This is a genomic window from Frigoribacterium sp. NBH87 (genome assembly GCF_014217665.1).
GTDB lineage: Bacteria > Actinomycetota > Actinomycetes > Actinomycetales > Microbacteriaceae > Frigoribacterium > Frigoribacterium endophyticum.
Genome location: NZ_CP043650.1, coordinates 2,710,002 through 2,725,213 on the forward strand (window position 1 = coordinate 2,710,002; position 15,212 = coordinate 2,725,213).

The 15,212-nt window shown below is 75.5% G+C and carries 13 protein-coding genes; 7 read left to right on the top strand and 6 right to left on the bottom strand.

Annotation, left to right across the window (positions count from 1 at the left end; genetic code table 11):
* Positions 1-189: 189 nt before the first annotated feature.
* From F1C15_RS12685 to F1C15_RS12710, 6 genes are all read right to left on the bottom strand, one after another.
* On the bottom strand, positions 190-1,719 hold the full coding sequence (locus F1C15_RS12685) for a DHA2 family efflux MFS transporter permease subunit (protein WP_185231597.1): 1,530 nt from the start codon (positions 1,717-1,719) through the stop codon (positions 190-192).
* A gap of 103 nt (positions 1,720-1,822) precedes the next feature.
* On the bottom strand, positions 1,823-2,413 hold the full coding sequence (locus F1C15_RS12690; RefSeq protein WP_197982382.1) for a PadR family transcriptional regulator: 591 nt from the start codon (positions 2,411-2,413) through the stop codon (positions 1,823-1,825).
* A gap of 34 nt (positions 2,414-2,447) precedes the next feature.
* Positions 2,448-3,101 carry an MOSC domain-containing protein gene (locus F1C15_RS12695; RefSeq protein WP_185231599.1) on the bottom strand — a complete coding sequence of 218 codons (654 nt, stop codon included), beginning with the start codon at positions 3,099-3,101 and terminating at the stop codon, positions 2,448-2,450.
* Between the two features lie 216 nt (positions 3,102-3,317).
* Positions 3,318-3,782, bottom strand: a complete 465-nt coding sequence (locus tag F1C15_RS12700) for an acyl-CoA thioesterase (protein ID WP_370543631.1) — start codon at positions 3,780-3,782, stop codon at positions 3,318-3,320.
* 54 nt (positions 3,783-3,836) lie between these two features.
* Positions 3,837-4,922, bottom strand: a complete 1,086-nt coding sequence (locus F1C15_RS12705) for a type IV toxin-antitoxin system AbiEi family antitoxin domain-containing protein (protein ID WP_185231601.1) — start codon at positions 4,920-4,922, stop codon at positions 3,837-3,839.
* Between the two features lie 167 nt (positions 4,923-5,089).
* A complete protein-coding gene (locus F1C15_RS12710; RefSeq protein WP_185231603.1) occupies positions 5,090-6,223 on the bottom strand; it encodes a LacI family DNA-binding transcriptional regulator in 1,134 nt (377 codons plus the stop codon).
* A 372-nt stretch (positions 6,224-6,595) separates the two neighbouring features.
* Between F1C15_RS12710 and F1C15_RS12715 the strand changes: the two genes are divergently transcribed.
* The 7 genes from F1C15_RS12715 to F1C15_RS12745 all read left to right on the top strand — a co-directional run bounded on the left by F1C15_RS12715 (position 6,596) and on the right by F1C15_RS12745 (position 15,202).
* On the top strand, positions 6,596-8,272 hold the full coding sequence (locus F1C15_RS12715; protein ID WP_185231605.1) for a glycoside hydrolase family 13 protein: 1,677 nt from the start codon (positions 6,596-6,598) through the stop codon (positions 8,270-8,272).
* A gap of 229 nt (positions 8,273-8,501) precedes the next feature.
* A complete protein-coding gene (locus tag F1C15_RS12720) occupies positions 8,502-9,455 on the top strand; it encodes an NAD(P)-dependent oxidoreductase (RefSeq protein ID WP_185231608.1) in 954 nt (317 codons plus the stop codon).
* 147 nt (positions 9,456-9,602) lie between these two features.
* Positions 9,603-10,037 carry a hypothetical protein gene (locus F1C15_RS12725; protein ID WP_056052690.1) on the top strand — a complete coding sequence of 145 codons (435 nt, stop codon included), beginning with the start codon at positions 9,603-9,605 and terminating at the stop codon, positions 10,035-10,037.
* A 164-nt stretch (positions 10,038-10,201) separates the two neighbouring features.
* The gene (locus F1C15_RS12730) at positions 10,202-10,810 is read left to right on the top strand and encodes a hypothetical protein (RefSeq protein ID WP_056052692.1); all 609 of its coding nucleotides are present in this window, start codon (positions 10,202-10,204) and stop codon (positions 10,808-10,810) included.
* 154 nt (positions 10,811-10,964) lie between these two features.
* Entirely contained in the window at positions 10,965-11,522 is a 558-nt protein-coding gene (locus F1C15_RS12735; RefSeq protein ID WP_185231610.1) for an NAD(P)H-dependent oxidoreductase, read from the top strand.
* A 357-nt stretch (positions 11,523-11,879) separates the two neighbouring features.
* Positions 11,880-13,646, top strand: coding sequence for an oligosaccharide flippase family protein (locus F1C15_RS12740; RefSeq protein WP_185231611.1), 1,767 nt, complete (start codon positions 11,880-11,882; stop codon positions 13,644-13,646).
* Positions 13,643-15,202 (top strand): glycosyltransferase, encoded by a 1,560-nt coding sequence (locus F1C15_RS12745; RefSeq protein WP_185231613.1) that lies wholly within the window; start codon positions 13,643-13,645, stop codon positions 15,200-15,202. Before F1C15_RS12740 ends, F1C15_RS12745 begins: the two co-directional genes overlap by 4 nt.
* Positions 15,203-15,212: the final 10 nt, after the last annotated feature.

The window sequence follows — 15,212 nt, forward strand, 5'->3', positions numbered from 1 at the left end:
GCCTCGCGGGCGCCGGGGCGTCGGGGCGCCGGCCGTTCTCGCGCCTCCCGCGTCGACGGCTCAGGAGGGAGGCGCCGCCCGGGCCGTCTCCGCCCCCGCCGGGCGGCTCGCCCCTGATCCCTCGACGCCGACGGCCCGCCGCCCGGAGAGGACTCCGGTCGGCGGGCCGTCGGCCGGTCGAGCGACCCGCTAGCGCGACCCCGCCGGGCTCTTCTCCGCCCGCTCCGCGCCCGCGCCGGCCGGGGGCCGGCCGTGCGACACGCGCCGCGGCAGCGCGAACACGAGCAGGAAGGCGACGACCGCGAACGCCGCGCTGACCCCCATGGCCGCCGCGGCCGCGTCGGTGAAGCCGGTCGCCCGGCCCGCCGCCGTGGCGAGCTCACGCCCGCCGGGCAGCGACCCGAACAGCACGCTGCCGATGATGGCGATGCCCACGGCCGAGCCGATCCGCTGGATGGCCGAGATGACGGCGCTCGCCGAGCCGGCGTCCTGCGGGTCGACGGTCGCGACGATGAACTGCACGTTCGGCGCGATGAAGAACCCGTTGCCGAGCCCCGCGATCAGCAGCGGCGCGAGCAGCAGCCAGTTGGTCAGGTCGGCCGCCTCGGTGGTCATCAGCACGAGCCACATCCAGATGAGGCCGATCGCGACGAGCGCCGTGCCCAGCACCAGCACGTTGCGGCCGAGCTTCTGGGCGATCTGGTTGCTCTGCGACGACGAGATGATGCTGCCGACCGCGAACGGGATGGCGACGGCGCCCGAGGCGAGCGCGCTGTTGCCGAGGCCCGACTGCCAGAGCAGCGAGATCGTGAAGAAGATGCTGGTGAAGGCCGCGAAGTACACGAGGGCGAGCACGACGCCGCCGGTGAAGGAGGGGTGCGCGAACAGCTTCGGGGGCACGAGGGGGGTGCGGCCGCGCTTCGTGTACGCGACCTCCCAGGCGCCGAAGGCGGCGAGCAGCAGCACGCCCGCGGCGATGGTCAGGTAGGTCCAGAGCGGCCAGCCCTCGTCCTGGCCCTGGATGAGGGGGACGAGCAGCGCGACGAACGCGGCCGAGACGAGCACCAGGCCGATCCAGTCGAGGCCCTTGTCGGGGCGGGGCAGCGACTCGTCGCGCTTCGGCAGCAGGATGGCCGCGGCGATCAGCGTCGCGACGCCGAAGGGGAGGTTGACGAAGAAGACGAGGCGCCAGCCGTTCTCGTCGCCGAACGCCTGGATGATGAGCCCGCCGATGATCGGCCCGAGGGCCGACGAGACGCCGATGACGGCCCCCATGATGGCGAACGCCTTGCCGCGCGACCGGCCGGGGAAGAGCAGCTGGATGAACGCGGTGACGGCCGGCACGAAGATGCCGCCCGCGAGGCCCTGCACGACGCGGAACACGACGAGCTGGACGTCACTCGTCGCCACGCCGCAGGCGAGGCTGGCGAGCGTGAACAGCAGCACGCCGGTGAAGTAGACCCACTTGTGGCCGATCCGGTCGCCGATGCGGCCGGCCGGGATGAGCGTGAGCCCGAACGCCAGCGCGTAGCCCGAGATGATCCACGACAGGGTCGACTCCGAGGCGTCGAGCGAGGTGCGGATGGTGGGCAGGGCGACGTTCACGATCGTGGTGTCGAGCAGGGCGATGAACATGCCCAGCAGGAGCGCCACGAGGGCGAACCAGGCGTGACGAGGCACGGCGGGTGCGGCGCCGGGGCGGGCGGGTGCGTCGGTCATGGGGGCCTTCCGTGCCGCGGGGGCGGCGGTGAGTGTGCCCGGCGCGGAGCGCGCAGCGGGCGGAGCGGGGGCGTCGTGGTCGACGGTGAGGGGGAGTCGCGGGTCAGCCCGACGAGGGCCTGCCGGTCAGTGCGTGCCTGGCCCCCGCCTCCTCGTCCTCGACGATGTCGGGCAGGGCCTCGATCAGCGTGTCGTGCCAGCTGATCTCGGCGCGGAGGCGGTGCTCACGGTGCGAGAGGGCGTGCTTCTCGGCGACGGACAGCCAGGGATCGGCGCGTCGACGGTGGTCGGCGGACTCGGCGAGCAGCCGCTCGAGCTCGGCGCGACGGCGCCGGACGGTGGCGGGGAGCTCGTCGACCCGGTCGGGGTCGACGCGGGTCAGGGCGAGGTCGAAGGGGTCGGGGCGCAGGACGATCTCGTCCTGCGCGTGTCGGCGGGACGCGTCGAGTGCGGCGCGGCCCGCGTCGGTGATGCCGTAGACCTGGCGCTCGGGGAAGGACCCCTCGCGCTCGGTGCGGACCGGGGCGAGCAGCCCCTCGGCGGCCAGCCGCTTGATGGCGCCGTAGAGGCCGCCGACCGAGACGTCCGTCCAGAAGTGCACGTGCTCCTGCTCGGCCTGCAGCCGGAGCTGGTGGCCGTGCATGTCTCCGTGGCGCGCGAACGAGTCGAGCACGAAGAGACGGATGGAGGACACGAGGCGTTACTCTCGCACGACTAGTCGCCCGCGGTCAACTTTTCTGCAGAGACTGCACCGAGTCGCGGTCGACGACCTTGGCGGCGATGCCGCGCACCACGTCGGAGAGCCGCTCGTCGGCGTCGAGGAGCGACCGCGCGGCCTCGGGCGTCAGGCCGGCGAAGCAGTCGCCGATCGTGACGGCGTGGGAGGGTCGCGACACCACGACGATCTGGTCGCCCGCCGCGGCGGGCCCCGACTTCACGACCCGCAGGTAGGCGCCCGGGCGGCCCTCGGCCTGGAAGCGCGCCACCCACCGTGGCTCGCGGAGCCGGCGCTGGAAGGTCGCGCACGGGGTGCGGGGCATGGTCACCTCGAGGAGCAGGCCGTCGCCGACGGCCCAGCGCTCGCCGAGGACGGCCCCCGTCACGTCGAGGCCCGAGGTGCGGAGGTTCTCGCCGAACAGGCCGGGCGTGACCTCGTAGCCGAGCAGGTCGCCGAAGTGGAGCGCGTCCTCGTCGGCGTAGGCGTAGACGGCCTTGTCGGGGCCGCCGTGGTGCTTGCGGCTGGCCTGGACGTCGCCCCAGACGCCGAGCGGCTTGACGGGCACGGGCACGTCGAGGGGGCGCTTGTCGATCGCGGTCACGCCGACGCTGCCGGAGTCGGGGAGGAGGCGGTCGACGCGGCAGACGGCGGTGAGGAGGGGCACGGAGCCATGGTGCCCGAACGCGGCGGAGGCGACAAGCGGTCGGGGCGGAGCGGCCGCCGCGCGCTGGTCGACCGTTCAGGTCGCGGCTGCGTCGCTCGCCCGGGCGACGCCCGAGACGCGAGCGTCACCTGAACGCTCGACGCGACGGTGCCACGACGCGACGACGTGACGATGCGACGGCGCACGCGGGCGGGAGCCCGCGAGCGGCCGTGGGCCTCAGCCCTGGCTGTTGAGCGACCCGGTCGGGATCCGGTCGCGGTCGTACGTGATCTCCGTGAAGCCGTGCGCAGCGGGGGCGCCGTCGGGCCCGATGTTGACGAAGACCATCTTGTCGATCGTCAGGATGCTCTGGCGGGTGACCATGTTGCGCACCTCGGCCCGCATGGTCAGCGACGTCCGGCCGAAGGCGGTCGCGCGGAGGCCCATCTCGACGAGGTCGCCCTGTGCGGCGCTCGACACGAAGTTGATCTCGGAGATGTACTTCGTCACGACGCGACCGTTGCCCAGCTGGAGGATCGCGTAGATCGCGGCCTCCTCGTCGATCCAGCGCAGCAGGCTGCCGCCGAACAGGGTGCCGTTCGCGTTGAGGTCCTCGGGGCGGACCCACTTGCGGGTGCGGAAGTTGATCTCGTCGGTCGTCTCCGTGGGCGACGCGAGGGGGTCGGGCGCGCCGGGGGTGATGGCGTCGGTCACGATGGTCTCCTTCGGGTGGGCCGGTCGGCTCGCCCAGAGAGCCTAGGGCGACGCCGCCGTGCGCGCCCGCACCGGGTGCGTCGCGCCGGGTCGCCCCCGTGCCCCGGGTGCCGGGCTCGGAGCTGGACGCCCTGGGCTCGGTGGCCCTCCCGCGCTCGGCGGCCGACCCCGGTGAGCGGCTGCCAGCGGCGACGGGCGCCTGGGCAGGCGCCACGCCCGGCGCCCGGCTCCCCGTGCCGACGGCGGCACGGGGCGCGAAGCGTCCCGGGGCGGGCGGCGACGTCGACCGCCCCGGCGGTGGAGCGCGACGGCTGCCTCGACGGCGTCCAGCACCTGGCGCCAGTCGTACCGCACGACCGCGTAGCTGAGGTGCATCGGGATCCTGCCCGCGACGTAGCCGCGGAGGTCCTTGACCGCGTCGCGGTCGAAGCGCTGGGCGTGCCACCGACGACCGTCGGTCTCGATGCCGAGGACGCCCTCCACGACGAGGTCGGTGCGCTCGCCGAAGCCGTTCGGCACCTGCGAGGTGACGTGGAAGCCCGCCTGACGCAGGCGGACCCGCACCACGCTCTCGAGGATGCTCTCGCTCGACGCGTCGACCCAGTCGACGACGCCGCGGGCGTCCGCGGGCAGCCGGGCGGCGATGTCGCGGAGGTCGCGCGACGTGATGCGCCCTCCGTGCAGCGCCCAGTCCAGGAGCGCCACGGCGATCTCGAAGGACTCCTCGAGCACGGCCCTCACGAGGGCGTCCCGCACGTCGACCATCGCGACTCCACCGCGGCTCCTGACGTCGCCGTCGTCGTAGACCACCCGGCTCGACCTGCGGTGGCGCAGGCGCGAGGCATGGGGAGGGACCGACACCGTGACGAGCGGCGGTCGCTCCCACATCCAGGCCCCCAGCTCGAAGAGGGCGGACCCGCCCGTCAGGCGTCCTCCCACGCTGACCGCCACGACTCGTGCGTCGCCCCGGGGGAGGTTCGTGTACCAGCCGAGCCGGGGGCGGTGCAGGTCGCCCGACCTCACCGCCCGTGTGAGGTCGCGGTCGGTCGCGCCGGCTCGGCGCAGCTGCCGCCGGGTGGCGAACCCGCCGGCGGCCTCGATCACCTCGACGACGTCTGCTGTGTGCATCCGCCCACCCTGGTCGAGCTGCGCGCGACAGCGGCGGCGGGCACCGGGCGCTGGGGACGATCCGCACGCAGCGACGGCGGGGGAGGGAGCGGCGCGCGCCGTTCGGCACCCGGCACCCCGCACCCCGGCTCCTCGGCACCCGGCGGCACCCCGCATCGGTCGACGGATCAGGTCGTCGTGGCGCCGGGCGGGCCCCCCGTGCCTCGAGCCGCACGCTCGTCCTGACCGCTCGACGCGTCGCCCCGCCGGCCCCCAGCGGGAGCAGCACGGGTCGTGCGCCCCAGCACCACGGTGGTCGGCAGTTCGTGCACCTCCGGCGGTGCCGTGGTCCGCGGCCCCGTCGCGAGGGCGACCGCCGCCTCCGCCGCGAGCCGGGCCAGCTCGGCGACCGGCTGCGACACGGTCGTCAGCCCGGCGTCCACGGCCCGTCGCTGCCCGTCGAACCCCACGATCGACACGTCGCCGGGCACGTCCACGCCGAGTCGCTCGAGCGACGCCAGCACGCTGAGGGCGAGGTCGTCGTCCTCGGCGAGCACCGCGACCGGCAGCGGACCCGTCAGGAGGCGCGCCGCGGCTTCGTCGCCCAGCCCCGACCCCGCCGCGAGCTCGAGGAGGCTCCGCTCCGACGCGGCGACTCCTGCGGCGTCCAGCTCCGCGGCCCATCCCGCCTCCCGCTCGTGGGCGCTCCAGCGGAAGTCGCGGTCGGGCGCGGCTCGCAGGTAGACGAAGCGCCGGTGGCCGAGGCCGAGCAGCAGCCGTGTGGCCGTCCGGCCGGCGGCGAGGTCGTCGATGCCGACGCTGGGGTGCCCGGCGACGCGCTGGCTGAGGTAGACCACGGGCATGTCGAGGGCGGTCAGCGTCGCCTGTTCGGCGTCCGACAGGGCGAAGGAGGCGACGATCACCGCGTCGGCGTTGCGTCGCGCCGGGAGGGCCGCGAAGAACGCCTCGCGCTCGGTGCGGTCGTGCACCCGGTAGAGGAGGAGGTCGAGGCCCGCGGCGCGGAGCACGTCGTAGATGCCGTCGAGGATGCTGCCGCTGAACCAGTCGGTCAGCGGCGCCCCGATCAGCACGGCGACGCGGCGCACCTTGCCCGTGGCGAGGCTCGAGGCCGTCCGCGAGACGACGAACCCGAGCCGCTCGGCAGCGTCGACCACCGCGCGGCGGGTCTCGCTCCTCACCTTCGGCGACCCCCGCAGGGCGCGCGACACCGTCGCCACCGACACGCCCGCCGCGACGGCCACGTCGTCCATGGTGGGCACCCGCGGGGACTCGGGTGCAGTGCTGCTCGTCTCGTCGGCCATGGTTCCTCCTCGGTCGGTGCAAGCGCTTGCACAGATGATCTCATCTCCGGCGGCAACTGAGGCCCGACCAGGCTCGCTACACCGTCGACTGGATGAAGGTCCGTCTTCTCGTAGGTGGTGCTGTTCGTCTTGACGACGATCCGGGGCCGTTCCTAGGCTGTGCAAGCGCGGTCACCGACGTCCGCGCACGTCGGCGGTCGTGTGCGGCGGCGCGAGCTGCGCGCCGCTCGTCACCCGCCGCGGCGTCGAGCGTTCAGGAAGCACCGGCCGCCGGCCCGCGCACCCCGGGCGGGGTGCCGCCCGCACCTGAGAGCTCGACCCGCACCGCCCGCACCGCCCGCACCGCCCACCCCGACCACCCCGAGGAGCCCCATGACCGACACGGACGCCACCCCCACCGAGGTCCCCGTCGCCGACGCCGACTGGTGGCGCCAGGCCACCGTCTACCAGGTGTACCCGCGCAGCTTCGCCGACTCCGACGGCGACGGCCTCGGCGACATCGCCGGCGTGACCTCGCGCGTGCCGTACCTGGCGCAGCTCGGGGTCGACGCGATCTGGCTGAGCCCGTTCTACCCGTCCGAGCTCGCCGACGGCGGCTACGACGTCGCCGACTACCGCGACGTCGACCCACGGCTCGGCACCCTGGCCGACTTCGACGACATGGTCGCGGCCGCGCACGGAGCCGGCCTCAAGGTCATCGTCGACATCGTGCCGAACCACACGTCCGACCAGCACGTCTGGTTCCGCGAGGCCCTCGCGTCCGAGCCCGGCAGCCCCGCCCGCGCCCGCTACGTCTTCCGCGACGGGCTGGACGGCGGCGCCACCCCGCCGTCGACCTGGCCGTCGAACTTCGGCGGCAGCGCCTGGACGCGGCTCACCCGCCCCGACGGCACCCCCGAGCAGTGGTACCTGCACCTGTTCGCGCCCGAGCAGCCCGACCTCGACTGGAGCAACCTCGAGGTCCGCGACGACTTCAAGGCCACCCTGCGATTCTGGTCCGACCGGGGCGTGGACGGCTTCCGCGTCGACGTCGCGCACGGGCTCGCCAAGGACCTCGTCGAGCCCCTCCGCGACGCCAACCCGAAGGACTTCGGCCTGCCCACCGACGGCAGCGACCCCCTGTACGACCGCGACGAGGTCCACGAGATCTTCCAGGAGTGGCGCGAGGTGCTCGACGAGTACGACCCGCCCCGCACCGCGGTCGCCGAGGCCTGGGTCGCCCGCGAGCGCGTCTCGCTCTACGCGCGGCCGACCGAGCTCGGCCAGGCCTTCAACTTCGAGCTGACCCGGGCCGAGTTCGACCCCGCCGAGTTCCGGACCATCATCGAGTCGAACCTCGAGCTCGCGGCCGAGAGCGGCGCCTCCAGCACCTGGGTCCTGTCGAACCACGACGTGGTCCGCCACGCGACGCGCTACGGCCTGCCGGCGACGACCGACGGCGACGCCTTCCTCCTGTCGGGCGGCACCTCGCCCGAGCTCGACCGCGCCACGGGCCTGCGTCGCGCCCGCGCCGCCTCGATGCTCATGCTCGCCCTGCCCGGCTCCGCCTACGTCTACCAGGGCGAGGAGCTCGGCCTGTTCGAGGTCGCCGACATCCCCGACGACCAGCTGCAGGACCCGGTCTGGATCCGCACCGAGCACGGCCTCAAGGGCCGCGACGGCTGCCGCGTCCCGCTCCCGTGGGACACCTCGTCGCCCGCGTTCGGCTTCGGCACGCACGAGCCGCACCTGCCCCAGCCGGCCTGGTTCGCCGACTCGGCCGTCTCGGTCGAGGAGGGCGACGCCGACTCGACCCTGTCGCTCTACCGTCGTGCCCTGGCGCTCCGTCACCAGCTGCAGCGCGGCGAGGACCTCACCTGGGTCGACGACGACCCCGCGGTCGTGCACTTCGCGCGGCACGACGGCTGGCACTCGGTGACGAACTTCTCGACGGAGGCGGCGGCCCTGCCCGAGGGCGAGGTCCTGCTGTCGAGCGGTCCGGTCGAGACGCCGGCCGGAGGCGCGGCGCAGCTCCCGGGGGAGACCACGGTCTGGCTCCGCGTCCGCTGACCACGACGGCCCCGACGGCAGCTGCCGTCGGGGCCGTCGTGCGCCCGTGGCCCGTCGCCCTCGCCGGGCGCGGCAGGGCCGTGTGGCCCGCTGCCGTGGTGAGAGGAGACGCGGATCGCCGTTGACCCGCGCCTCGTGCCTCCGGAGGTGCGGCCCCCTGCGACGACGGACACTCTGCCACCGCGGGCACCCCCCGGACGGGGTCGTGACCTGATCGATAGATTGACGCATGACCAGCGTCGCCGTGACCGTCCTGCCCGCCGCCTCGACCGGGGCCGACGCCTGGGGTGCCGAGCCCGCCCGGCGGGCCCTCGAGGAGTCGGGGGCCCGGGAGGTGCCGCTCGGCGACGACACCCGCATGATCGTCGTCGCGGGCTCGATCGACCAGGGCGAGCTGCGCCGGGCGATCGACGAGCACCCCGGCGTCGCCGTCGTGCAGCTGCCGAGCGCGGGGGTGGACGTCCACGTCGAGACGATGCGGGCGACCCGGCGGGAGGGGCTCGTCTTCACGAGCGCCAAGGGCGCCTACAGCGCCCCGGTCGCGGAGCACGCGTTGGCCCTGGTGCTGGCGACGCTGCGCTCCCTGCAGATCAGGGCCCGCGCCTCCTCGTGGGAGTCCGAGCAGCGCGGCGTCTCGCTGAACGGGGCGCACGTCGTCATCGTCGGCGCGGGCGGCATCGGCACGGAGCTGCTGCGGCTGCTGCAGCCCTTCGACGTCGGGGTGACGATGGTGGTGCGCACCGCACGCGAGGTGGACGGAGCGGAGCGCACGGTGACGACCGACCAGCTCGACGACGTGCTGCCCGACGCGGACGTGGTCGTCGTCGCGGCCGCCCTCACCGAGGGGACGACGCGCCTGGTCGGCCGACGACAGCTTGAGCTCATGCGCGACACGGCCGTGCTGGTCAACATCGCCCGGGGAGCGCTCGTCGACACCGACGCGCTCGTGGAGGCGCTCGCCGAGGGCCGCATCGGCGGCGCGGGGCTCGACGTGGTCGACCCGGAGCCGCTGCCGGACGGGCACCCGCTGTGGAGCGAGCCGCGGGCGCTGGTCACGCCGCACCAGGCCAACACGGAGGAGATGACCGCCCCGCTGTTCCAGGCGCGGGTGCGGGCGAACGTCGAGGCGCTCGCGAGCGGTGGCGCCCCGGAGGGGGTCGTCGACGTCGACGCCGGGTACTGAGCGGAGAGGCGCGCAGTCGTCGGCCCGGGCGGCTCGCGTCGAGGGATCAGGAGCGAGGGGCTGATCCGGGGGAGGATCGTCGTGGAGGAGCGTGCCGCTCCTGATCGCTCGACACCTCGACGAGCCCGGCCGACAGGGAGGACGCCCGTGCCCCACGACCCCGACGTCGACCTGCTCGTCGAGGCGGTCGCGGCCGTGCACCGCGAGCTCGCCGCCCTGCCCGTGGTGCGCGGGCTGCTCGCGACGCGGCTGGTCGACGCCGGCACGTCGCCCGTCAGGGTCGCGGCCCGCGTCGGCGTGCGCCGGGTGGTCGTGCGGTCGTGGCTCGCCGCCTGGGCGGGGTCGACCGAGGGGCAGCGCCGCGATGCGGACGCGTTCCCCGTCGTGCTGACGGCGGGGGAGGAGGTCGAGCAGCTGCGGGAGCTGCAGGGGGCGACGCGACGGCTGACGGCCGAGCGGGCCGGGCTGGCGCTCGCCGCCGTGGAGGACGGCGCGACGGTCGCCGACCTCGCGGGGGCGACGGGCGCGACGGAGGGGCAGGTCGGTCGATGGCTCAGGGGCGAGCCGACGCGCGGGCGCTGAGCCGGGACGGGCCGACGCTGCCTCCTGAACGGTCGACGCCGTGCGGCGGCCGGGCGGCCCGGCGGCGGGGCCCGGCAGCCCAGCGGCCCGACCCGGACGCTGCCGCACCAGGACGAGGCCGCACGCTCAGCAGTCCGCAGCCGCGACGGCGTACCGTCGCCGCCATGCCCCGCACAGACGACCGCTTCACCGGCCGCATCGCCGGCATCGGCACGACCTCCGGCACGCGCGTCGTGGTCGGCATGTGGCAGAGCTCCCCGCTCGGGCGCTTCAGCGACGTGATGGTGGAGTCGCCCGACGGCCACCGGACGCTGCTGGCCCCGACCGAGGTGATCGCCGAGTACGTGTCGTCGACGTACACGTTCGACGAGGTGCGGGTGGTGCCCGTCGCCGTCCACCGCGTCGACGGCGGCCTGCGGATCACCGCGGGCGACCTCGACGTGCGTCTCACCGTCGGCGGCGTCTCGGCGCTCGGCATGCTGCTCCGGCTCGTCCCGCGGGGGCTGGCCACGCGGCCGGCGTGGCTCCGCCTCGTCGACCCGGTGGCCCGGCTGCTCGTGCGGGGAGCCCGGACGGCCGGCACCGCGGGCGGGGGCCGCCGCGAGTTCTACGGCGTCACCGTGGCCCGCCACGTGACGGCGGCCGAGGTCCGCGACGGCGACCGCCACCTGGGCACCCTGGCGCCCTTGTCGCCGCCGGTGCGCTTCGGCTTCGGCTCGGCTCCGGCGCAGCCCAGCCTCGTCGACGTGGTCAGCACGATCCGCCACGCCTGACCCCGGCCGCCGACCCCGGCCGCCGACCCGGCCGCCGACCCCGGCGACCCGCCGCCCACGGCTGCCTCGCCAGCCTGCGGGAATGCCCCCCGCCCCCGCCGGGTAGTACCTCGGTGACGCGTCACCGTCCGCAGCCCCCACCCAAGGAGAACCCATGACCACCGTCCTCGTCCTCGTCGGCAGCCTGCGCTCCGGCTCCACGAACGCCCAGCTCGCCGAGGCCGCCGCGCAGGTCGCGCCCGCCGGTGCGACCCTGACCGTCTTCGACGGCATCGCCCAGCTCCCCTTCTACAACGAGGACGTCGACGTACCCGGGTCCGTGCCGGAGGCGGCGGTCGCCTTCCGCTCCGCCCTCACCGAGGCGGACGCCCTGCTGGTCGTCACCCCCGAGTACAACGGCACCATCCCCGCGGTTCTCAAGAACGCCATCGACTGGGCCTCGCGCCCCTACGGCGAGAGCGCCCTGGCCGGCAAGCCGACCGCGGTCATCGGCAGCGCGTTCGGTCAGTTCGGCGGCGTCTGGGCCCAGGACGAGGCGCGCAAGTCGCTCGGCATCGCCGGTGCCCGCGTGCTCGACGACGTCACTCTGAGCATCCCCGGCTCGATCGAGCGCTTCGCGGAGGTCCACCCCTCCGACGACGCCGAGGTCGCCCAGCAGCTGACCGCGGTCGTCGCCGCCGTCGTCGCCTCGACGGAGCCCGCCGCGGCCTAGCCCCCCGACGGGCCGGCCCGGGGACGTCCTCGCGGTCGGCCCAGCGTCTCGGCGCCGTCCCCCGGTCGGCCCCGCCGGGGACACCGGCGCTGACGCCGAGGAGCGGACACCGAGGAGGCGCGGGCTCGGGTCCGCGCCAGGGGCCCCGTCCGGGGCGTTGTGGCGCAGGGGGCCATGGGATAGCGTCGGCTCGTCGCTCGACCCGGACGCCGACCCCTCGTCCTGGCCTCGTGACGCACTCTCACCCCGTGCGTCGACGTCGGGCGCGCCCACCCGAACCCCGACAGGACCCGACCCATGCAGGCCCTCCCGCCTGACCGTCACCGGCGCCCCGAACGCCCGACGGCTGCCTCGCCCGTGCCCGAGCACCGGCCCGCGATCGCCGCGCCCGCGATCGCCGAGCCCGCGCCCGCGACCCGCGCGCCCCGAGCGCCGCGCCACCTCGCGACCGAGCCCGCCGGTGCCGAGCCCCCCGCCGTGCCCGTAGCGCCCGCGCCCGTCCCCGCACCCACGTCACCCGAGCCCCCCGCCGAGTCCCGTCTCTTCGGCCGCGGCCTCCTCTACGTCGTCGTCTGGTCGCTGCAGCTCGTCGCCGGCACCGTCGTGTCGCCCGTGCTCGCGCACCTGCTCGGCGTCTCCGACTTCGGGGCGCTCGCCTCGGCGCAGGCGATCTTCCAGGTGGTCAGCGTGCTGGCCCTGCTCGGCCTCGACCAGGCCCTCGTCCTGCAGCACGCCGAGGACGGCGACGCCCGCGCCGCCCGCGGCCTCGTCGCCGTCGGCCTGGTGGTGTCGTTCGTCGCGACCGGAGCCGCGCTCGTCTCCGTGCCCCTGTGGGCCGGGGCGGCCGGGTTCGGCCCCGACCACGACCTCCTCCTCGTCGTCCTGCTGTGGACGGCGCCGTCCGCCGCCGTCCAGGTCATGCTCGCCCTCCTCCTCGCCGAGGACCGCTTCCGCGCCTTCGCGACGACGAGCATCGTCTCGGCCGTCGGCGGCCAGGTCATCGGCCTGACCCTGCTGCTGACGCTCGGGGGCGGCGCGCTCACGTACGCCTGGGGCAGTGTCATCAGCCAGACGCTCGCGATGCTGCTCGGCCTCGTCCTGACGCGCCCGCGCCTCCGGGGCCTCGTCGACCGCGGAGTGACCCGGCGTGCGATCGCGTTCGGCGTGCCGCTCGCCCTCGCGAGCCTCGCCTACTTCGTGCTCAACGCCGGCGACCGGATCGTGCTGCAGCGCCTGCTCGGCCCCGACGCCGTCGGTCAGTACCAGGTGGCATACGTGGTGGGCTCGTCGGTGATCCTGATGCTGTCGTTCACGTCGAACGCCTGGGCGCCGCACTTCGCCCGCATGCGCGACGCGGTCGAGCGGACGGCCCTCGCCGTCCGGTCGCGCGACGAGATCTACCGGCTGCTGAACCCCGTGGTGCTCGCGATCACGCTGGTCACCCCGTTCGCGATGCCGATCCTCGTGCCGGCGAGCTTCGACCCGACGAGCCTCGTCGTGGTCGTCTGGGTGGTGGCCCTGACCGCCTACCCGGCGACGGCCGGCGGAGCCAGCGGCCGCCTCCTCACGATCGAGCGCAAGGCGGGCACGATCGGCGTCATCACGGCCGTGGCGGCGGCGGTCAACGTCGGCCTGAACTTCGTGCTGGTGCCGCTGCTCGGCATCCTCGGCGCGGCGGTCGCGACGGTGATCGCCTACTCGGTGCTGTCGGCGCTGCAGCTCCGCGTGCTGCCCACGCGGGCGAGCTGGCGCGGAGCCCCCGCTCCGCTGCTGTGGTCCGTGCTCGCCACGGTCGTCGTCGCCGGCGCCTCCACCCTGCTGCCCCAGACCCTGGAGTGGAACCTCGGCCGCGTGGTCGTCGCGCTCGCCTGCCTGCCGTGGTTCTTCCGCCGCCTGGCCGCGGCCCGCCGAGGTCCCCAGCCCGAGGGCCCCGAGGAGTCGCGGGTCGAGTCCGCCGACGAGGGCACCGGGGAGTCGCGGGTCGAGCCCGCCGACGAGGGCCCCGGGGAGTCGCGGGTCGAGTCGGCCATCAGCTCCGCCCCCGCGCCGCAGCCCGCCCCGAGCACCGCCCCGCACCCCGCCCCGCACCCCGCCCCGCACCCCGCCCCCGAGGAGACCCCGTGACCCGCGCCCCGCACCCCGCCGACCCGGCGCCCCGGCGGGTGGTGCTCGTCGACCTCTCCCGGCCCCTGCCCGACCTCGCGGCCGACGACCGGCACGCGACCGCCCTCGTGGTGGCGACCTGGCACGGCCGGCCCGTGGGGTCGCTCGAGCTCGCGCTCGACGCCGATCCGGAGGCGACGCGGGCACGGCTTGCGCCGCTGCTCGCGCTCGTGCCCGCGGCGCGCGCCGCGGAGGAGGCGCGACCTCCCCGCCTGGGTGACGACCGCCTCCCGAGCGTCACCGTGGTGGTGTCGACCATCGTCGCGCGTCGGGAGGACCTCGAGCTGATGCTCGACGGCTTCGCCCGGGTCGACCACCCCGACGTGGAGTTCCTGATCGTCGACAACCGCCCCGTGCTGCCGGCCGACGACGTGCTGCCCGGCCTCGTCGCCGGGCGCGACCGGGTGCGGGTCGTCCACGAGCCCCGTCGGGGCATCTCGGCCGGGCGGAACGCCGGGGTCGCCGAGGCCCGGGGCGAGATCGTCGTCTTCACCGACGACGACGTGCGGGTCGAGCCCGACTGGCTCCGCGAGCTGACGCGGCCCTACGTCGACGACCCGTCGATCGACGCCGTGACCGGGCTCATCCTGCCCGCCGAGCTCGACACCCCGGCGCAGATCTGGTTCGAGCGCTACTACGGCGGGTTCAGCGGCGAGCGCACCTGGCAGCCGCTCGTGCTCACCCCGGAGCGGGCCGCCGGCGGGCTGCTCACCGGGGCACGCGTCCGCGTCGAGGCCGACGGCGAGCTCGTGCGGCGCTTCGCCGTCTACGGCGTCGGCGCGTTCGGGGCCGGCGCGAACATGTCGTTCCGGCGGAGCGCCCTGCACCGCATCGGCGGCTTCGACCTGGCCCTCGGCACCGGCACGCCGGCCCGCGGCGGCGAGGACCTCGCGGCCCTCGTGGGCGTGCTCTGGACGGGCGGGCGCATCGCCTACGAGCCGGGCGCCGTCGTCCACCACCGGCACCGTCGCGGCACCGACGAGCTGCTGCACCAGCTGCGCGGCAACGGCCTCGGCTTCACGGCGATGCTCACCGGGCTCGTGCTGCGCGACCCGCGGCACCTGCTCGGCCTCGCCTGGCAGCTGCCCCTGGCCGTGCGGTCGATGGCCGTCCAGAGCGCGCGCCGCATCGGGGGAGGCGCGGGGCCGGTCGTCGAGGACGCCCCGGCCGGTGCCCCGGGCGCGGCCCGTGCTGACCTCGCCGACGGTGGCGCCGGTGCCGCCGGTCCGGACGGTGCCGACGGCGCGGCCGGCGACGCCGGCCACGGCTACCCGCGGTCGCTCGTGCTCGCCGAGCTGCGCGGCTACCCGTCCGGGCCCCGTGCCTACCTCGTGAGCCGTCGCGCCGCGCGGCGGAGCTCGTGGGTCGCGCCGCTCGACGAGCCGAGCTGGCCCGTGCGCGGCCGAGCAGGTCGGGCAGACCGCCCCAGACCGGCCGCGGGCGGCACGGCGACCGCGCCGGCGACCGCGGGCGGTGCCGGTCACCCGGCCCGCGACTCCCTCGTGCCCCGGCCGTGAGCGAGGGGCG